The following is a 20,609-nucleotide window of genomic DNA, read 5'->3' as shown; positions in this document are numbered from 1 at the left end:
CCGCATCTCACGACACGGGCATTGTTCATTTCAGCCTGGCGCTCAGAAATCATACTTCGCGGTGATCTGCAGGTTACGCGGCTCACCGTAGAACGTGGTGCCGAAGTTGCCCAGGCCCGTCAGGTACTTCTTGTCGAAGACGTTGTAGGCATTGGCGGTGAAGCTCAGGTGTTCGTCGTACTGAAAGCGGGTCATCAGGTCCACGAGGGTGTAGCCACCTTGCTTGAGCATGGTGCTACCGCCTTCGCCGCCGCCCACGTTGGGGCTGAAGCTCTGGCCGTAGAAAGCGCTCTGCCAGCTGACACCGCCACCGACGGTGAACTGGTCCAGCGCGCCGGGCAGGCGGTAAGTGGTGAAGGTACGTACGACGTGTTCCGGTTTGCTGGTGGCCAGCGGGAAGCCGAAGATGCGTTGTTCGTCCTCGTCACGCGTACGGGCGTAGGTGTAACCGGCCGACAGGTTCCAGCCTTCTGCCAGTTCACCGGCCATTTCCAGTTCCACGCCGTTGGTGGTCGCGCCGGAGATGGGCTTGTAGACGTCCTGGCCGGTGTCCGTGTCGGTGGTGACGTATTGGGCGACGTTATCCTGCTCGATGCGGAAGAAAGCCAGGCTGGCGTTCAGTCTGCCTTCGAAGTAGGCGGCTTTCAGACCGGTCTCGTAGCTGTTGCCTTCAACCGGCTCCAGGGTCTTGCCGCTGGCGTCCTTGTAGATCTGTGGCTGGTAGATGCTGGTGTAGCTGGCGTAGACCGAGTACGTATCGTCCAGGTCGTAGACCACGCCGGCGTACGGCGTGATAACGCCATGTTCCTTGTAGCTGGCGTGGGTGTCGGCGACGCCCGTGCCCGGATAGTAGGAGTAATCCTCGTTGTACTTGTAGGTGCTGACACGGCCACCGAGGATGAACGACAGGTCGTCGGTCGGACGCAGGCGCGTGGCCAGGTAAGCGCCGTTCTGGCTCTGGGTGCGCTCGTACTTGCCGTTTTTCGGGAAGTCCTGTTTCGCCAGGTGGCCTTCCCAATCGAAGATGTTGCCCGTCACTTCACCGAAGGCGGTGGAGTCGTAGGTCGCGCCGGTCTGACGGGAGTGGGAAGTCATGAAACCTGCCACCAGTTCATGCTCGCGACCGCCCAGGCTGAACGGGCCGGAGACGTTGACGTCAGCGGTGTTCTGCACGCGATGGCCTTCCCAGCGACCCCAGTAAAAGAACATGCCTTCGCCGGTGACGCGGTCCGGGTAACCGCCGCTGGCCGAGGCCAGTTGCGTATCGTGATCGGTGGTTTTCTGATCGAAGCTGGCCTTGAATTTCCAGCCATTGGCCAGTGCGTGTTCCAGCGACGAGAAGTAGGTGACGCTGTCGAAATCACGACGGCTCCAGTCGGCACCCGGGTTGAAACTGCGGGAAAAATCGGTACGGCCACCGTCGGAGAAGTACGGCGCGTTACCGGTCCAGGAACTGCCGCGCGGGGTGGCACTGGACTTGTCGATGCCGACAGTAAACAGCGTGTCGTCGGTCAGGTCGGCTTCGAGGATGCCGTAAAAGACGTCTTTCTTTTGGCTGTAGTGGTCGATGTACGAATCTCTGTCCTGGTAGGCGCCGACGAAGCGGCCGCGTACGTTGCCCGAATCGGTCAGCGAACCGGAGATGTCGCCGACGGTGCGGTAGTTGTCCCAGGAGCCGGCGGTGGCGCTGACCGAAGCCTTGAAATCCTTGGTCGGTTTCTTGCGCACCAGGTTGACGGTGGCAGACGGGTCGCCTGCGCCGGTCATCAGGCCGGTCGCGCCTTTGATGACTTCGATGCGGTCGAGGCTGGCGGCGTCGTCGCTGTTGTTCGGGTTTTCCCCGTAAACACCGTCGTAGGGAATGTTGACGCCGTCGTACTGAAAGTTGGTGATGGCAAAGCCACGGGCGGAAAACTCGGTACGGTCGCTGTCGTACTTCTGTGTCGAGACGCCCGGGGTGTTGCGCAAGGCGTCGGCGACGCTGGTGACACCCTGATCGTCCATTTGCTGGCGGGTGACCACAGTCACTGATTGCGGGGTTTCGCGAATGGTCAGCGGCAGCTTGGTGGCCGTGGTGGTGGCGCCGGTGGTGTAGGAACCGGTGTCTTCGGTGGTCAGGCCCAGGGCCTGCCCGGAAATAGTGGTCGCGCCCAGTTGCAGGCTCGAACCGCCGCCGGATACCAGCGTCACGCTGTTGCCGTTGATCTGGAATGAAATGCCGGTGCCTTGCAGCAGGGCCTTGAGGGCGTCGGACGGCTCCAGGGAACCGGACACCGCGCGGGACTTGATCCCGGCCACCTGGTCCGGGCTGTACAGGATTTGCAGGTTGGTCTGCATGCCCAGTTCGGTCAACGCGTTGGAAAGCGGCTGAACAGGGATATTCACTTTTACAGGTGCAGCATTGGCCATCGAGCTCCCCAGCAAGGTGGCGGTCAGCAGTACGCTGGTGAACAGGGTGCGATGCAAAGTCGGGCGCTGTACGGCCAACGCGAGAGGTGTGCGGCGGGTTTGAGGTCGCATTACTTACCTGAGCTCCTGAAAAAGTGGTGTGCAGAGTTTTTGTTAATAAGAATGATTATTAGACGCGGCACAAACGAGAAACCGGAAAGAAACCGGAAAAATAAATTAGTGAGTGATGGAAGAAGGGGGATGTGGTCGCGTTTTTGTAGGAGCCAGGCTTGCCGGCGAAGGCGTACTCAAGATCGCCTTCGCCGGCAAGCCTGGCTCCTACAGGACGGTGTTTCAGGCCGGGGCGAGTTCGGTGATGACGCGGCCGCTGTCCATGCGCACCAGTTGGTCCGCGACGTCGAAGTAACGGTCATCGTGGGAGATCACGATGATGGTCTTGCCCAGGCGCTTCAGGTCCGGCAGCAGCTCGGTGTAGAAGATGCGGCGGAAGGTCGGGTCCTGATCGGCCGCCCATTCGTCGAACACCAGCACCGGGCGTTCCTCCAGCCAGGCATTGACCAACGCCAGGCGTTTGCGCTGGCCGGTGGAGAGGTCGGTGGTGGTGAAATTGCCGTCCTTGACGCTGACCTTGTGCGCGATCTCCAGCCGTTGCAGGTATTTGTTGGCGTCCTCGGGGATGTGCGTATCGCCCTGGACCACATCGTCGAACAGGTAGTAATCGGCAAAAATCGTGGTGAACAACTGGCGATAGTCATCGCGATTCTGCGCGTCGATGGCCTCGCCGTTGACGCGGATTTCCCCTTGCTGCGGCGTGTACAGGCCCAGCAGCAATTTGATCAGCGTGGTCTTGCCACAACCGTTCTCGCCGACGATGAACGTGATGTCGCCGTGCTTGATCGTCAGGTTCACCGGCCCCAACTGGAACGGCGCGGCACCTTCGGCCGCCGGGAAACTGAAGCGCACGTCAGCCAGTTTCAGCTCGTGTACGGCTTGCTTGACGTTGCCCTGATCGCTGAGCAGCAGATGAGGTTCCGGCGTCGAAAACTGCTCGGACAGTTCGGCGATCCGGCGGAAGGCGATTTGTGCGCGGCTGACGATCGGCAGGGTGCTGATCAAGTGTTCGAGCGGGCCCTTCATGTACAGCAGCACCAGCACGAAGCCGCTCATCACGGTTTTGTCGGCGCTGGGCCAGTAGGTTTGCAATGCCAACGCGAGGCCGATCACGACGAAGAACAGCATCGAGCCAAAAGTCTTGGCGATGACGAAGGTGTTGATCGAGCTCACCTGGGTGTTGCAGATGAACTCGGCAGTGGCCTTGATGCCCGAGACGAACATGCGCTGGCGGCGTGGCCGGTGGATGCGCAATTCCTTGGCACCTTCGGCAATCGCGTTGTAGTGCTTTTGCAGCTCGTCTTCGGCATCACGGGCGGCCATGAAACCTTGCACGCCTTTGCTTTGGGCGTAGGCCTGGATCGCGGTGCCAATCAGGATCGCCGCGACCATGATCAGGAACATCGGCCACGACAGAATCGCCAGGTAGCCCATGCAACCGAGGGTCACGGTGAGGGAAATCGCCAGGGGCGCGAAGGCGAAGGCGAAGTCGCTGATGGTGTCGACGTCGTGGGTCAGCACCGGAATCAGGCGATGGCTGCGGTAGCGCTCGATCTGTTCGATGGGGGCCGACAGGACTTTTTCGCCCAGCTGTTTACGCAGCTTGGCGATGATGTGCTGGCCGACGTAGTTGGTGCCGATGTCCGAGCAGATCGAACTGGCCAGGGCCAACAGGCACAGGCCGGCGAACAACGCGACGACGCCTTGGGTCAGGCCGGTTTCCGAATGCAGGGCGGTGTTGATGGTCGCCAGCAACACCGTGACGCTCAGGCCGCCGACCATGCCCAGGAAGATCGACGCGGCGACAATGAGCCGAAAGGGTTTCAACAGGGCGAACAATTCGCCGATGGCGCCACGGGTTGGCTGGGTCATGGAAGACAGTTCCTAGGGTCGTAAAGGCAGATACCCAGTAGAACGTCTGGTCGGGGGCTTAATTTAGAAGGTCGCCGACTGGCGGCAACCCGATAGCGGTGTGCCTGTTGATGGCGATACTGGCTGCTGGTCCGCCTTCGCGAGCAAGCCCGCTCCCACATTCGACCGTGTTTCTTTAAGGGGAATGCGGTCGAATGTGGGAGCGGGCTTGCTCGCGAAGAACGATCACACGGTGTTTCTGCCAGGCTTAAAGGTCACGCACGATACGGAAACCCATCCAGTCACCACGCGCTTGCGGGTACTGGCTGTTGCGGTTGCCGGAGCGGGAGAACACCGGGGCTTCACCCCAGTCATTGCCGCGAATGCGCACGGCTTCGCAGTTGGGCTCGACCCAGGCGCTGCCATCGGTGGGCGCGCTGACGTAGTCCGGGTGTTCGCAGTCTTCGACCCACTCGTAGACGTTGCCGTGCATGTCGTACATACCGAAGGCGTTGGGCGGGTAGCTGCCCACCGGCGAGCTGAAGCTGTAGCCGTCCGCCGGGCCATAAGTGTTGGCGTGCTTGGCGATGCTGTATTCCTTGCCTTCATCGAACGGGAAGGGGAACGGACCTTTGCTGCCGCCGCGTGCGGCGTACTCGCGTTGCGCCTCGCTGACCATTTTGTAGGTCTGTCCGGTCTTTTTCGACAACCAGGCGACATAGTGTTTGACGTCGTCGAAGTTCATGCACACCGCTGGCTGGCGCGGACTTTGCGGATAACGCGGCTTGCTCGCGACGCACTCGCGGCCCGGCCGGGTGTCACCGTTGGCGATGGTCACGCCGCTCTCGCGCACGTAGGCGTCCCATTCACCGGCGGTGACCTGGAAGCGGCTCATGGCGAACGGTTTGGCGAAGGTCACTTCGTGCATCGGGCCTTCATCAGGTTCGCGTCCGACTTCATCATCGGGCGTGCCCATGGTGAAAGTGCCCGCGGGCAGCACGACCATTTCCGGGCAGTCGCGGCAGTCCTTGAACACGTTGCCCGCTGGCGGGGGAGTGGCGGCTTGTGCGGCGGTCGGCAGCAGGCCGGTCAGGAGGGCGGACAAGGCGAGGGTCAGCAGATGACTGTTCATGAGTTGTCTCGATTAAAGAAAAATCCGGGCGAAAACGAAACCTGTAGGAGCCCGGCTTGCCGGCGAAGGCGTCCTTGGGAGCGCCTTCGCGGGCAAGCCTCGCTCCTACAAAAAGCGGGTTTGTGTCAGGTGGTTTTGTTTAGCAGGGCCATGAAGCGGTCGATATCGTTCTCGGTGTTCAGCAGGCCGGGGGCGATGCGAATCACCGGGCCGACGTCGCGGTCCACCGAGTCGCAGACCACGCGGTTCGCCATCAACTGGGCGGCGACTTTTTCGCAGTCGCGGTCCTTGATCCGGAAGAAAGTGAAACCGGCGGACACGTCAGGGCTCTTTGGCGTCACCAATTCGATCTGTGGCTGTTCCAGCAGGCGATTCTTCGCATAGGTGTTGAGGGCGTGAATGCGCGCCTGCACCTCGGCTTTGCCCAGTTCCAGGTGCAACTTGAAGGCTTCGTCCAGGGCCCAGCGATGTTCGAAGCTGTGATAACCGCCCGGGGTCATGATGGTCGAGAATGAGGTCGCTTCGGAGAAGGTCGGAATGGTCGGCGTCACGTCCTTGAGCTCGGCTGACCGAGCGCAGATGATCCCGGTACCGCGTGGGCCGAACATCCATTTGTGGGTGCCGGCAATGAAGAAATCGCAGTGCATGTCGGGGAAGTCGAGGTCCTCCACGCCGAAGCCGTGCACGCCGTCGACCACATAAAGAATGCGCTCCTTGTCCTCACGATTGCGGTTCTTTTCCTCCACCAGTTTGCCAATTTCACCGATCGGCAGCTTCACGCCGCTGCCGGATTGCACCCAGGTCATGCCGAGCACGCGGGTGTTCGGGCGGATGCCTTTGGCGATCGTGCCGAGTACCTCATCCACCGACATATCGCGACTGTTCTCGAACAGCTTCAGCTTGCGAATCTTCACCCCGTCCTTTTGCTGGCGGTAATCCAGGGCGTAATTGGTGGCGTAGTGTTCGTGTTCGCTGGTGAGGATTTCCTGGTCGGGGCGCACATGAATGCCGCCGTAGATCAGCGAAAGACCTTCGGTGGTGCTGCCGGTGAGGGCGATCTGTTCAGGCTGCGCCTTGAGATAACGACCGGCCCAGACGCGTACGGCCTGCTCGCGTTTTTCGGTTTCCCCCAGGTCCCAGTCCATGGCCCGTCCGGGGTTGCGGTCGAGGTTGGCGCGGTGCATTTCGATTGCATCCCGCACGGGTTTCGGGTGCGAGGTCACCAGGAAATTGGCGAAGTGCAGGTAGTCCGGGTCCTGATTGAACAGCTGGCGCAGTTGCGCCCACTTGTCCCGCGGCAGTGCTGGCGCAGTGGCGGCCAGCGTCGGCAGGTTCACAGCGCTGCTCAGGGGCAGGCCGGCGGCGAGAATGCCGGCCTGCTTGAGGAATGAACGACGGTTGGTCATGAGCTCGATTCGCTTTTGCAAAAAAAGTGGGGATCAGTTTTCGCCACAGGTTTGGACGACTGCTGCACCTGGTCCCAGACCCGCAGGAAATTGCCGCCCCAGAGCTTGGCGATATCGGCTTCACTGTAGCCGCGGCTGATCAGCTCGGCGGTCACGTTGCGTGCTTCGCTGACGTCCTTCCAGCCATCAAGGCCGCCGCCATCGTTGAAGTCGGAGCTGATGCCGACATGGTCGATACCGATCTTCTTCACCGCATAGTCGATCGCGTCGCCGTAGTCCTTGAGCGTGGCCTTCGGTTCTTCATCGACGATGGCGTAGAGCTGGCTGGCGTATTCGCCGAAACGCTGCTCGGACCAGACGGTGATGATCGGATCCCCCGGCATCAATGCCATTTCCAGGCCTTGCAGCGGTTGCAGGTCGAAGCGTGCACGCAGGGCGTTGAGTTTGTCCTGGGTCGCCTGGCTCAATGGGCGGATGTACGTCGGGAAACCGACAATCTGCACCACGCCGCCACTGTTCTTGATCAGCTGCATTTCCTGGTCGCTGAGGTTGCGCGGAATGTCCACCAGCCCGCGCGGGGCCGAGTGGGAGGCGACCAACGGGGTGCGGCTCAACTGGGCGACTTGCTCCAGGGCCTTGGTCGACATCTGCGAGACATCGATGATCACGCCGAGGTCGTTGAGGCGATGCACGGCTTGCTTGCCGATCTCCGACAGGCCGCCGAGGGCGTCTCGCGAATCATTGAAGAACGGCAGCGGGCGCGACGAGTCGGCCCAGGCGTTGTTGCCGACGTAACTGAAGCCGAACATGCGCATGCCCCGGGCAGCCCACTTGTCCAGGGCGTTCAGGTCGTTGCCCAGCGGGTAGGCGTTGAGCATGCTCATGAAGATCGCGAACTTTCCTTCACCGTGCAGGCGGCGGAAATCGTCGGGGGTGTAGGCGATGGCGACCTGATTGGGGAAGTCGCGCACCAGGGTGCTGATGATTTTGTAGCGGGTTTCCTGCTCGAACCGTGCCTCGTCGACGAAGCCGGCGGTGGGGCGGTGCGGGGCGTTGGCGCCGTTCCAGATTTCCGGCCAGCCGAAAATCGTCAGGGCTGCGCCGGAGAGGCGTCCGCGGCCGCTCTTGACCAGGTCGAACTGGCCGGTGCCGTCTTTGTCCGCTTCATTGCCGGCGGTGCCGAAGTCCAGCGGGACGGTGACGTGGCTGTCGAAGGACAACATGCGCTCGTGCAGTTCATCGGCCTGTTTCATCACCTTGACCGGGTAGCCTGGGTTGTCCTTGAACCAGTAACCCCAAGCCGCAAAGCCTGCACCGGCGCTGATCGCCAGCGCCAGGCCGAGGTAAAGCGCCTTTTTCGAACGTGGTTTTGTCATGTTCATCTCAGTCAGGTTCGTTGCCCCGGTGTGGGGGGCTTTGCTATCTGGGATGGACGAGTGATCCGGTTGGAAATTTAGGGTGGGGCTGAGGGCCTCTTCGCGGGCAAGCCTCGCTCCTACAGGTTTTGCGCTAACCCGTAGGAGCGAGGCTTGCCCGGGAAGCTTCTAAATTTTCAGGGGTAACAAACGTTCTAGCTTGGATAAAGCCTGCTTCATGGCTGACACAGGTAGGGCAATGACGATTTCTCGACGATGGTTCATGGCAGGCCTGGCGCTGACCGGCGCCGCCGTGCCTGCGGCTTTTTATGGGCATCGCCAATGGACGAAAGCGGATCCGACGATCACCCCCGGCGAAGCCTCGTTCGATGTCGCGGATGTGCCCGGACAGCACTTGGCGAACACCTTGCGTGGTGTCTGGCAGATTCGCTTCGAAGGGCGCGACGCCGGTATCGAAGGCCTGCCACTGAACGGGTTGGAGGTGTTTCTCGACATCGGCCACAAAGGACGCGGTGTGTGCGGGTTCCTCGACACCGCCGAGCGTTTGCGTTCGACCGACGCGCCGCGTTACCGGGTGCTCGGCGACCTGGCCGGGGCCAACCCGGCGCAATTGAGCTGGCGGTTGCTCAGCGTCAACGGCACGCCCGATTATGAATTCAGCATGGCACTGGACGAAGTCTGGGCCGGTTTCGGCAACGCTGGCAGCGGCACGCTCAGCGGTCGGGTGTTGAACCTGGATCGTCCGCTGATGTTGACCGCGCAGGACAATCGCTTCGTTGCCGTCAAACGTGTGTTCCCCGAAGCCCGAGAGCGCACCGGGCTCAATCCGACGCTGCTGGGCTGGCTGGTGTCTCCCGAGCATCGGCTGTTTCACCAGCTCTGGCACGCTTCTCGGGATAAATGGCACACCTTGTCCGAAGACAAGCGCGGCGCCCTGCGCGGTATCGGCTGGCAGCCCGGCCCGAGGGACAAGGAGCGTGATGCCCGGGGTGCACGCAAGGATCGCAACGGTTCGGGGGTGGATTTTTTCTTCATGCACCGGCACATGCTCGGCAAGGCGCGTTCGATGCAGGACTTGCCGTCGTGGCCGCATTTTCCATTGCCGCAGCCGGAACTGGCGCGGGATCGTGTCGGGTTTGCGCGTTACTTCGACAACCACGACGGTACGTCGCTGCCACCGACCTGGCTGGCCGACGACGATGCCGAGTACTCGCAATGGGTCAGCGACATCAAGACCGCCGAGACCTATCACAGTAATTTCCAGGTCTGGGAATCGCAGTACCGCGATCCGCGTTATTTGTCGAAGCTGACCTTGGGGCAGTTCGGTTCAGAGGTCGAATTGGGCTTGCATGACTGGCTGCACATGCGCTGGGCGTCGGTGCCGCGCGATCCATCGAACGGCCATCCGGTGCCCTTCGCCCGGGATCCGGCTGACTTTTCCGCGCGCTGGTTTGCGCCGGAAAACGATTTTCTTGGCGACCCGTTTTCCTCCCATGTGAACCCAGTGTTCTGGCACTTTCATGGCTGGATCGATGATCGCCTGGAAGACTGGTTCCGCGCGCATGAGCGCTTTCATCCGGGGGAGGTCAGTCGGCTGGAGGTCAATGGTGTCGCGTGGTTTGCGCCGGGGCGTTGGGTTGAGATCGATGACCCGTGGCTCGGCCCGAGTACTCATGGTTGCGCCACCACGCCGGGATTGCAGGCCGGCAAGTCGGTGGAAATGGACCCGGAAACCATGAAGCTGGCGTTGCGGATTACCTTTGGCGAGGACGAGAAGAAGCTGGCGGATCTGTTCCGCAAGGTGCCGCAACGGCCTTGGTATGCGCGGCATTTGAAGGCCAAGACGATTACGAGTTAATCAGGGAAACCGCGTTATCGTTCTTCGCGGGCAAGCCTCGCTCCTACAGGTTTTGTGTTGTTCCCGAGCAATGCGAAACACATCAATCCTGTAGGAGCGAGGCTTGCCCGCGAAGGCGATCTGACAGGCGATATTGATGTTGAATGTGCCGGCCTCATCGCGAGCAGGCTCGCTCCCACAGTGGGTCGCATTCCCATGTGGGAGCGAGCCTGCTCGCGAAGGGGCCGGCACAGGCACCGACATTACAAAACCTGCCACCCGCCACCCAGCGCCTTGTACAACGCAATACTCGCCTGCAGCCGCGACAACCGCAGCTGCACATTCAAATCCTGCGCTGCATACAGCGTGCGCTGGGTTTCCAGCACCGTGAGCAAATCCTCGGCCCCGGCCTGATAACGGCTTTGCGCAATGTTGAATGCGGTCTGCGCCTGGTTCAGTTCTTCACCTTGCCACTGGCGCTGTTCATCGAGCCCGCGAATGCTGTTGAGGGCTTTTTCGACGTCGGCGAAACCGTTGATGATCGCCCCACGGTAGGCTTCCAGCAGTTCTTCCTGGCGCGCCGTGGCTTTGTCGCGTTCAGCGCCCAAGCGTCCATTGTTGAACACCGGCGCGAGCAGTCCGGCCGTGAGGTTGTAGAACGGACTGCGCAAGATGTCACCGGCGCGATCGGCGCCGGAGCCGATGTCGGCGGTCAAGGTCACGGTCGGCAACATGGCCGTGCGGGCGACGGTGACGTCGGCTTTCGCCGCCGCCAGTTGCGCTTCGGCACGGGCGATGTCCGGGCGGCGGCTGAGCAATTCGCTGGGCACACCGGCGGCGATGGTTGGCCACGACAGCTGCTCAAAGCGCTCGTCACCCAGGCGCAATGCCTGAACGGGTCGACCGAGCAGGGCAGCGAGGCCGATCAAAGCATCCTGAGCCTGTTGTTGCACCAGCGGCAATTGCCGTTGTTGCGCGGCCACCAGGCTTTTTTGCTGGGCCAGTTCCAGCGCCGTCGCCGAGCCCGAGTCGAAACGGGTCTGCACCAGTTTCAGAACGTTCTGCGCATTGGCCAGATTCAACCCGGCAATGCGACTCTGCTCCTGCAGCGACAGGGTTTGCGCATAGGTGTTGGCGACGCCGCTGAGCAACGTCAACTCAACCGTCGCCTGATCGAACTCGCTGGCTTGCAAGCCGAATTGCGCACTGTCGCGGGAGGCGCGCTGGCCGCCCCAGAAATCGATTTCGTAACTGGCGCTGAGGTTGGCGTCGAAGTAATCCACCGCCTTGTTGCTGCTGTCGGCATCGAGTTGGCTGTAACCGTTGCCGCGCAGCAGTTTCTGGCGGTTGGCATTTAAAGCGGCGGTGACCTCCGGCAGTTGCGAGCCGCCGGCAATCACCGTGTCGGCCTGCGCCTGGCGGACCCGGGCGATTGCGGCGGCCAGGTCATAACTGCCGACCCGCGCCTGTTCGATCAATTGATCAAGCTGCGAGCTGCCGAAGTGCGTCCACCATTGCAGGTTGCTGCGGGTGGCGTTTTCAGTGTGCGGCGATTGCCAGGAGGAGGGCGGTTGAATCCCGCTGTCCGGGCGCTGTGCGGGACTGCCGCAGGCGCCGAGCAACAGGCAAAGGGTCAGCAAACTCAGTTGCGGCTTCATCAAGAGATCATTCACTGGTAAGGGCCGTGACCGGGTCGAGTCGGGCAGCTTTGCGGGCCGGCATGAAGCCGAAGACAACACCGGTGACCAAGGCGCAGCCGAAGGCACCGAGCACCGCCATCAAGGAGAACGCGACGGCGACTTCGCTGAGGATCAGCACGCCGCCGACGATCAATGCCAGGGCAATCCCGGCAAGCCCGCCGACCACCGAGAGCATCACCGCTTCGGTGAGAAACTGGCGGAGGATGTCCCGTTGGCGGGCACCGGTGGCCATGCGGATGCCGATCTCGCGGGTGCGTTCGCGCACGGTCATGAGCATGATGTTCATCACGCCGATGCCGCCCACCAGCAGCGAAATCGCGGCAATCGAGCCGAGCATCAGCGACAGGGTATTTTGCGTGCGCGCTTCGGCCTGGATCATCGCGGCGTTGTTGGTCAGTTCGAAATCCTTCTTGCCGTTGTGCAGGCGCAGCATCAACTGTTCGATGGCTTTTTCCGTCTCTTTGACCTTGCGCGCATCGGCGGCGGCGATGGCCACGTATTCGGGATTGTGCGTGCCGAACAACCGAACACTGGCGGCGGAATAGGGGATGGCGATGCGGTCGTCGCTGTCGGAATCACCGGAGCTGGCGCCTTTCTCGGCGAGGACGCCGACCACTTGGAACGGCACGTTCTCGATGAGGATGTATTGGCCGATCGGGTTGGCCACGTCCTTGAGCAACTTGGTCCGCACCTTGTGCCCGATCACTGCGACGGCGGCGGCGTTGCGTTCATCGTCCTGGGTGAAATAGCTGCCTTGCACCACCGGCCAGTTGAAGATCGCCGGGAAATTGGTGTCGTTGCCGCCCACGTAGCTCAAGTGGTCGAGGTTGCCGAAACGCACCCCGGCTTCCTGGCCGTTGACCGGCATGATGCGCATCACCTGCGGCAAACTCGCCACCGCCGCGACGTCGTCCAGGGACACGATCCCCAGCGGCGTGCGCGGGTTTGGTGACGAGCCGCTGAGGTAAATGATGTTGGAGCCGAACGCGCCCATCTGTGCCATGACCTGGCGCTTGCTGCCTTCACCGACGGCGAGCATCACCACCACCGACGCAACACCGATGATGATCCCGAGCAGGGTCAGCGCGGTACGAAACTTGTTGATCCACATCACCCGCCAGGCCGCTTGCACGGCATCGACCAGTTCGCCTTTCCAGGCACCGGTGGCTTCAGCGCCTTCGATCAGGCGTTTGCGCAGGTCCACCGCTTGCAGCGCGCCGGGATTGGCTGAAGTTTGTACGTCGGGGTTGTCTCGGGCGCTGTCGCTGATGATCAGCCCGTCACGAATTTCGATGATGCGTTTGGCCCGGGCCGCGACTTCGCGGTCGTGGGTGATGAGGATCACCACGTGACCCTGGCTCGCCAATTCGTCGAGCAGGGTCATGACCTCGGCGCCGCTGTGGCTGTCGAGCGCGCCGGTGGGTTCGTCGGCGAGGATGATGTGGCCGCCGTTCATCAAGGCGCGGGCGATCGATACCCGTTGTTGCTGGCCGCCGGAAAGTTGTTGCGGACGATTGCCGGTGCGCGAAGCCAGCCCGAGACGATCGAGCAGGGCGGCGGCGCGGGCGTGGCGTTCGGCCGCCGGCAAGCCTGCGTAGATGGCCGGCATCTCGACGTTTTCCTGGGCCGAGCCGGACGGGATCAAGTGATAGCCCTGGAACACAAAACCAAAGGCTTCGCGGCGCAGCCAGGCCAGTTCGTCACTGTCGAGGGCGGCGACGTTTTCCCCGGCGAAGCGGTATTCGCCCGACGTCGGGCGGTCGAGGCAGCCGAGGATGTTCATCAGCGTCGACTTGCCGGAGCCGGACGCGCCGACAATCGCCACGAATTCCCCGGCGTGGATCGACAGGTCGATGCCGCGCAACACGTGAACTTCAGGGGCGTCGCCACCGCCGTAGGCTTTGCGGATGTCCTGCAGGTCGATCAGGGGCGTCAGCATTCAGCCGCCACTCCCGTCGGCCGGGCCGATCAGCAAGTGCTCGCCTTCCTGCAAGCCCTCGAGGATCTGCACCCGCAAGCGATCGCTGATGCCGGTGCGCACGTCGCGTTGCTCGATATTGCCGTTTTTGGCGACGACCTGGGCGATCTGGCTATTGGCTTGCGTGCCGGTTTGCAAGGCGGCGATCGGCGCGGTGAGAACGTTTTTCGCTTGATCGGCGACGAAGAAGACTTGCGTGGTCATTTCCGCCATCAGCGCGTTGTCGGCGTTATCGACGTCGAGCAACACGGTGTACAGCACCACGCGGGCGCTGCCGCTTTTACTCGAACTGGCCGGGCTGCCGCCGCCCTGGCTGGTCTGGTCGAGGGGCTTGGGCGGCACCGGCAGAATTTGCCGTACGGTGCTGTTCCAGCGCCGGTTGCCGCCACTGAGGGTGGTGAACCAGGCGCTCATGCCGGGTTTGACGTGGCCGATGTCCGCCTCGGACACCTCGGCCCAGACGGTCATGGGCGACAATTTGGCGATGCGCAGAATCAGCGGTGTTTGCTGCTGGGCGTTGAGCGTCTGGCCTTCCCGGGCGTCGAGTGCGACCACGGTGCCGGACATCGGCGCGTAAATCCGCGTGTAACCCAGTTCCGCCTGATCGCTGCGCAGGCTGGCCTGAGCCTGGCGGATCTGCGCCTGGAACATGTCGATGCGCGCCTGGGTCGCGCGCAGTTCGGCCTCGGCGGTCTGCACATCTTCTTCGCGGGTGGCGCCACCGGCCTTGAGGTTCTGTTGGCGTTGGTACTTCTGCTTGGCCAGGTCGTGCTGCGCCCGTTGCTCCTGGAGCTGCGCCTTGAGGTTTTCGATGGAAAAACGCCCGGCGTCGAGTTTGGCCTGTTGCGTCGACGGATCGATTTCCACCAGCAGCTGGCCTTCCTTGACCCCATCACCGACTTCCACGTGGATCTTGTGGATCTGCCCGGACGCCTGGGCACCGACGTCGACATAACGTCGCGGTTGCAGGGTGCCCAGCGCGGTGACACTGCTTTCGATGTCGGCGCGGGTGACCTGCACGGTGGCGAACTGATCCCGGCCCGGCAGGATGATCTGCCAGGCGGCGACGGCGATAACAGGGATCAGACAAAGTGCTACAAGCAGGGCGCGTCGGGTCTGTCGGGGACGTTTCATGCAGGGTTCCGGCCAATGAATATCGGCCCGTCGTTCAGCGGCGGGTAGTCCGGGCAGAGACGGGGAGCTGTCCTGTAAACGAGGAAAGGAATGGGGAATTTAGCCCCGGAAATACGGCGTAACACCTGCAACCCTCGTAACCCCTGCAACCACCGTATCACCTGCAACACCCGTAGGAGCTGTCGAGTGAAACGAGGCTGCGATCTTTTGATTTTTAGGGATGCCAAGATCGAAAGATCGCAGCCTCGTTTCTCTCGACAGCTCCTACAGGTCCAACACGTCTAACACGTGAAATGGTGTCTTGAACCTGACTATTTATCGGGTAAGCCAAAGCAACACTTTAAATCTATATGAGAATTACTATAAATTACGCGCCTCGAACTGCCACTATCGTGCCACTGCCTATTTCGGCGGTTGTTCAGGTGGCTCAAGGATTGAAACCGCACCCGTGCGGCCGGGAGTCATGTTGGAAAACTACTATCGCGAGCTGGTGTGTTTTTTGAACGCCAAGCTGGGCAACCGTCAGGTGGCCGAAGATGTGGTGCATGACGCTTATTTGCGGGTACTGGAGCGTTCCAGCGACACGCCGATCGAGCAACCCCGGGCCTTCCTTTATCGCACCGCGCTCAACCTGGTGATCGACGACCATCGGCGCAATGCCTTGCGTCAGGTCGAATCGCTGGAAGTGCTCGACAACGAAGAGCGCTACTTCACTCCATCGCCGCATCACAGTCTCGATCACGGCCAGCGCCTGGAAATGCTCCAGCGTGCCTTGGCGGAACTGCCAAAGCTGTGCCGCGAGAGTTTCCTGCTGCGCAAGATCGATGGCTTGTCGCACCCGGAAATCGCCGAACGCCTGGGCATTTCCAAGGCCTTGGTGGAGAAGCACATCGTCAATGCGATGAAGCATTGCCGGGTGCGGATGCGGCAATGGGATGCGCATTGACCGGTTCTGCTTCGTAAAAAACAGTATTAAATTTTGTTTCATTGTCCTCGTTCCATAGCAACAGACGATCTGCTGTCCTGCTCAAGGCCGGTCAGGTCACTTAGGCTTACGCCCCGTTGCTCGGGGGTTCATCCAGAGGACACTGGAAATGACACAGGCAATTGCATCGCCATTCGTTCACGACTTGATCGGCGTCGGTTTCGGCCCTTCGAACCTGGCGCTGGCCATCGCCCTGCAAGAGCGCGGGCCGAGCCAGGGCGAACTGGATGTACTGTTTCTCGATAAGCAGGCCGACTACCGCTGGCACGGCAACACCCTGGTGACCCAGAGCGAGTTGCAGATCTCTTTCCTCAAGGACCTGGTGACCCTGCGCAACCCGACCAGTCCTTACTCGTTCGTCAATTACCTCAAGCACCACGGCCGTCTGGTGGACTTCATCAACCTCGGCACCTTCTATCCGTGCCGCATGGAGTACAACGACTACCTGCGTTGGGTTGCCGGGCAATTTGAAGCGCAGAGCCGTTACGGCGAAGAAGTGCTGACCATCGAACCGGTGCTGCACAACCAGCAGGTCGAAGCGCTGCGGGTGATTTCCCGTGATAGCCACGGTCAGCAGCACGTGCGCACCACCCGTTCGGTGGTGGTCAGTGCCGGCGGCACGCCGCGCATTCCCGAAGCGTTCAAGGCGCTGAAGGGTGACAGCCGAGTGTTCCACCACTCCCAGTACCTGGCGCAGATGGCCCAGCAGCCGTGCGTGAACAACCAGCCGATGAGCATTGCGATCATCGGCGGCGGGCAGAGCGCGGCGGAAGCCTTCATCGATTTGAACGACAGCTTCCCGTCGGTGCAGGTCGACATGATCCTGCGCGGTTCGGCGCTGAAGCCGGCGGACGACAGCCCGTTCGTCAACGAAGTGTTCTCGCCGGAGTTCACCGACCTGGTGTTCCAGCAGGCGAGCAGCGAGCGCGAGCGTCTGGTCAACGAGTACCACAACACCAACTATTCGGTGGTGGACATCGACCTGATCGAACGCATCTACGGGATCTTCTACCGGCAGAAAGTCTCGGGCATCGCGCGCCACGCGTTCCGCACCCTGACCACGATTGAAAAAGCCACCGCCACCGAGCGCGGCATCGAACTGGCGGTGCGCAATAACGCCAACGGTGAAGTCACGGTTCGTCATTACGACGCCGTGGTGCTCGCCACCGGTTACGAGCGTCAGATGCACCGCAAATTGCTGGCGCCACTGGAGCAGTACCTGGGCGATTTCGAGGTGGATCGCAACTACAAGCTGATCACCGACGAGCGCTGCAAGGCCGGCATCTATATGCAGGGCTTCTGCCAGGCGAGCCATGGCTTGAGCGATACGTTGCTGTCGATCCTGCCGATTCGCGCGGATGAGATTGCCGGTTCGTTGTATGAGCATGGCAAGGCGCGGGGGCATGGGCGTTCGGTGATGGATTTGTTGTTGGCGACGGCCAGTTAAGATTTTTGGCGGCTGTGAGGCCGCCTTCGCGAGCAAGCCCGCTCCCACATTAGTCCTGCGAACACGGGTCAAATGTGGGAGCGGGCTTGCTCGCGAAGGGGCCCTGAAAAGCACCACAAAACCTGAAAGCTGAACCCTCCCTGAAGAACCCCGCGATTCCCCCATTACCTGCCCTTTCTTCGTTTATTCTCCAGAAATCAATCAATAGCGGAGACCCACAGTGGGTACTTGTTCGAGTGACAGTCGTCGGCCGGTTTCGATAACCGGCACCATCCCGGCAAGATAACGCGCAGCCTTTTGTGCCGTTGTCTCGCCGCATAGCGAGCAGCGGCATCCCGATCGCGGCCAGTCCTGGTCCGTGTCCCGACGTCCCTCTCATCGACGCTGAACCGTGCGTGATGTTCGACTTTTTTGGTCGTCATCGCGGCGCACCGACACGCCTGCTCGACGGTTTCCCGGCTGACCCTGGGGGAACTGCCATGAACCTGACCCTGCTCAAGGAATTCTTCGCCGGATTCCTGCGCACCCGCCACATCGCCCGACACTTCCGTCGCCTGGCGTTGCTGGAAAACTTCACCGACACCACGGTCAGCCGTGAAGTGCCGCCCACCCTGGCGCAAACATTGGTGCGCGCCGCCAACAGCGACACCGGCCAACTGCTGGACACCCTCGGCAGCCACACCGACGGCTTGAGCGAGCTCGAAGCCGATTCCTTGCGCGCGCAATTCGGCCTCAACGAAGTCGAGCACGAACAGCCGCTGCCGTGGTGGACCCATCTGTGGCACTGCTACAAAAACCCGTTCAACCTGCTGCTGACGTTACTCGCGGTCATCTCCTGGCTGACCGAAGACATGAAAGCCGCCATCGTGATTTTCTCGATGGTGGTGCTCTCGACCTTGCTGCGCTTCTGGCAGGAAACCAAATCCAACCAGGCCGCCGACGCGCTCAAGGCCATGGTCAGCAACACCGCCACGGTGATGCGTCGGGAGGCGCAGCGTATCGAATTGCCGATCAAGCAACTGGTGCCGGGCGACCTGATCGTGCTCTCGGCCGGCGACATGATCCCCGCCGATTGCCGGGTGCTCAGCGCCAAGGACCTGTTCGTCAGCCAGGCCGCCATGACCGGTGAATCGATGCCGGTGGAAAAATTCCCCCGCCAGCAAGATAACGACACCCATAACCCGCTGGACCTCGACAACATCCTGTTCATGGGCACTAACGTGGTGTCCGGCACGGCGTCGGCGGTGATTCTGACCACGGGCAACAGCACCTATTTCGGTGCCCTGGCCCAGCGGGTCGGTGCCACCGATCGTGCGCCCACCTCGTTCCAGACCGGGGTCAACAAAGTCAGCTGGCTGCTGATCCGCTTCATGTTCGTGATGGCGCCGCTGGTGTTGTTCATCAACGGTTTCACCAAGGGCGACTGGACCGAAGCGCTGCTGTTCGCACTGTCGATTGCCGTGGGCCTGACCCCGGAAATGCTGCCGATGATCGTCACCTCGACGCTGGCCAAGGGCGCGGTGTTCCTGTCGCGCAAAAAAGTCATCGTCAAACGCCTCGATGCGATCCAGAACTTCGGCGCCATGGACGTGCTGTGCACCGACAAGACCGGTACCCTGACCCAGGACAGGATTTTCCTGGCGCGCAACGTCGACGTCTGGGGCAACGACTCCGACGACGTGCTGGAAATGGCCTACCTCAACAGCTACTACCAGACCGGTCTGAAGAACCTGCTGGACGTCGCCGTGCTCGAACACGTGGAAATCCACCGCGAACTGAAAGTCGGCACGGCGTTTCGCAAGGTCGACGAAATCCCGTTCGACTTCACCCGGCGGCGCATGTCAGTGGTGGTGGCCGAGCGCGACCAGTCGCATCTGTTGATCTGCAAAGGCGCGGTGGAAGAAGTGCTGGCGGTGTGCACACGAGTGCGCCACGGCGTTGTCGATGAAGTGCTGACCGATGAACTGCTGGCGCGTATTCGTCAGGTCACCGCCACCTTCAACGCCGAAGGCCTGCGGGTGGTTGCCGTGGCTGCGCGGCCGATGATCGAGGGCCGCGAGACTTACAGCCTGGCGGATGAACAGGCACTGACGTTGATTGGCTACGTGGCGTTTCTCGACCCACCGAAAGAAAGTACCGCGCCGGCCCTCAAGGCATTGGCCGCGCACGGCGTGGCGGTAAAAGTGCTGACCGGCGACAACGAACTGGTCACCGCGAAGATCTGCCGCGAAGTCGGCCTCGACCAACAAGGCCTGCTGATGGGCAATGACATCGAGCGCATGAGTGACGCTCAGCTGGCAGTGGCGGTGGAGACCACCAACGTCTTTGCCAAACTCACGCCGTCGCACAAGGAGCGCATCGTCCGTCTGCTTAAAGCCAACGGCCATGTGGTCGGCTTTATGGGCGACGGCATCAACGACGCGCCGGCCTTGCGCACCGCCGACATCGGCATTTCGGTGGACAGCGCGGTGGACATCGCCAAGGAGGCGGCGGACATCATCCTCCTGGAAAAAAGCCTGATGGTGCTGGAGGAGGGCGTTCTGGAAGGGCGGCGGACCTTCGCCAACATGCTCAAGTACATCAAGATGACCGCCAGTTCGAACTTCGGCAATGTGTTCTCGGTGCTGGTGGCCAGCGCGTTCATCCCGTTCCTGCCGATGCTGCCGATGCACCTGCTGGTGCAAAACCTGCTCTACGACATTTCGCAGATCGCCATCCCGTTCGATAACGTCGACGAAGAAATGCTCAAGCAACCCCAGCGCTGGCAGCCGGCGGATGTCGGGCGCTTCATGCTGTTTTTCGGGCCGATCAGTTCGATCTTCGACATCACCACGTTTGCCTTGATGTGGTACGTGTTCGACGCCAACACTCCGGACCACCAGACGTTGTTCCAGTCCGGCTGGTTCGTGGTCGGGCTGCTGACCCAGACGCTGATCGTGCACATGATCCGCACACCGAAGATCCCGTTCCTGCAAAGCCGCGCGGCGATGCCGCTGATGGTGATGACTGGAATCATCATGGCCGTGGGGATTTTCCTGCCAATGGGGCCGCTGGCGCATTACTTCAAATTGCAGGCGCTGCCGTCGCTGTACTTCGTGTTCCTGCCGGTGATTCTGCTGGCGTACATGGCACTGACCCAGGCGGTGAAGGGGGTCTACATCCGCCGGTTTGGCTGGCAATAAACCGGTAGTTAAGCGAACGCGGCTCCTACATCCCACGTGCCTGCGGATAAAAGAACGGGGT

General features: G+C 61.5%; 12 protein-coding genes. 4 read left to right on the top strand and 8 right to left on the bottom strand.

Annotation, left to right across the window (positions count from 1 at the left end):
* Positions 1–42: 42 nt before the first annotated feature.
* The 5 genes from ACIPL2_RS19805 to pvdM all read right to left on the bottom strand — a co-directional run bounded on the left by ACIPL2_RS19805 (position 43) and on the right by pvdM (position 8,285).
* A complete protein-coding gene (locus ACIPL2_RS19805) occupies positions 43–2,520 on the bottom strand; it encodes a TonB-dependent siderophore receptor (protein ID WP_401358748.1) in 2,478 nt (825 codons plus the stop codon).
* 222 nt (positions 2,521–2,742) lie between these two features.
* Positions 2,743–4,392, bottom strand: a complete 1,650-nt coding sequence (locus ACIPL2_RS19800; protein WP_401358746.1) for a cyclic peptide export ABC transporter — start codon at positions 4,390–4,392, stop codon at positions 2,743–2,745.
* 247 nt (positions 4,393–4,639) lie between these two features.
* Complete coding sequence (locus tag ACIPL2_RS19795; RefSeq protein WP_401358745.1) at positions 4,640–5,503, bottom strand: formylglycine-generating enzyme family protein; 864 nt, start codon at positions 5,501–5,503, stop codon at positions 4,640–4,642.
* A gap of 125 nt (positions 5,504–5,628) precedes the next feature.
* Entirely contained in the window at positions 5,629–6,909 is a 1,281-nt protein-coding gene (locus tag ACIPL2_RS19790) for an aminotransferase class V-fold PLP-dependent enzyme (RefSeq protein ID WP_401358744.1), read from the bottom strand.
* Positions 6,906–8,285, bottom strand: a complete 1,380-nt coding sequence (gene pvdM / locus ACIPL2_RS19785; RefSeq protein WP_401358743.1) for a pyoverdine-tailoring dipeptidase-like protein PvdM — start codon at positions 8,283–8,285, stop codon at positions 6,906–6,908. Before pvdM ends, ACIPL2_RS19790 begins: the two co-directional genes overlap by 4 nt.
* Before the next feature lie 238 nt (positions 8,286–8,523).
* Between pvdM and ACIPL2_RS19780 the strand changes: the two genes are divergently transcribed.
* Positions 8,524–10,143, top strand: coding sequence for a PvdJ/PvdD/PvdP-like protein (locus ACIPL2_RS19780; RefSeq protein ID WP_401358742.1), 1,620 nt, complete (start codon positions 8,524–8,526; stop codon positions 10,141–10,143).
* A gap of 242 nt (positions 10,144–10,385) precedes the next feature.
* Here ACIPL2_RS19780 and ACIPL2_RS19775 read toward each other — a convergent pair whose 3' ends face one another.
* Genes ACIPL2_RS19775 through ACIPL2_RS19765 form a run of 3 tightly spaced genes read right to left on the bottom strand, consistent with a single transcriptional unit; the run spans position 10,386 to position 14,934 of the window.
* Positions 10,386–11,780, bottom strand: a complete 1,395-nt coding sequence (locus tag ACIPL2_RS19775; protein ID WP_401358741.1) for an efflux transporter outer membrane subunit — start codon at positions 11,778–11,780, stop codon at positions 10,386–10,388.
* 7 nt (positions 11,781–11,787) lie between these two features.
* A complete protein-coding gene (locus tag ACIPL2_RS19770) occupies positions 11,788–13,761 on the bottom strand; it encodes a MacB family efflux pump subunit (protein ID WP_401358739.1) in 1,974 nt (657 codons plus the stop codon).
* The gene (locus ACIPL2_RS19765) at positions 13,762–14,934 is read right to left on the bottom strand and encodes an efflux RND transporter periplasmic adaptor subunit (RefSeq protein ID WP_401358738.1); all 1,173 of its coding nucleotides are present in this window, start codon (positions 14,932–14,934) and stop codon (positions 13,762–13,764) included.
* Positions 14,935–15,397: 463 nt separating this feature from the next.
* Between ACIPL2_RS19765 and ACIPL2_RS19760 the strand changes: the two genes are divergently transcribed.
* From ACIPL2_RS19760 to mgtA, 3 genes are all read left to right on the top strand, one after another.
* Positions 15,398–15,880, top strand: a complete 483-nt coding sequence (locus ACIPL2_RS19760; protein ID WP_401358737.1) for a sigma-70 family RNA polymerase sigma factor — start codon at positions 15,398–15,400, stop codon at positions 15,878–15,880.
* Between the two features lie 148 nt (positions 15,881–16,028).
* Positions 16,029–17,366, top strand: a complete 1,338-nt coding sequence (locus ACIPL2_RS19755) for a lysine N(6)-hydroxylase/L-ornithine N(5)-oxygenase family protein (protein WP_401358736.1) — start codon at positions 16,029–16,031, stop codon at positions 17,364–17,366.
* Positions 17,367–17,845: 479 nt separating this feature from the next.
* Positions 17,846–20,548 carry a magnesium-translocating P-type ATPase gene (gene mgtA / locus ACIPL2_RS19750; RefSeq protein WP_401358815.1) on the top strand — a complete coding sequence of 901 codons (2,703 nt, stop codon included), beginning with the start codon at positions 17,846–17,848 and terminating at the stop codon, positions 20,546–20,548.
* Positions 20,549–20,609 lie beyond the last annotated feature (61 nt).

Source organism: Pseudomonas sp. NPDC086251 (genome assembly GCF_044746405.1).
GTDB lineage: Bacteria > Pseudomonadota > Gammaproteobacteria > Pseudomonadales > Pseudomonadaceae > Aquipseudomonas.
Note: the sequence above shows the minus strand (reverse complement) of the source record. Positions and strands in the feature narration are given on the sequence as shown.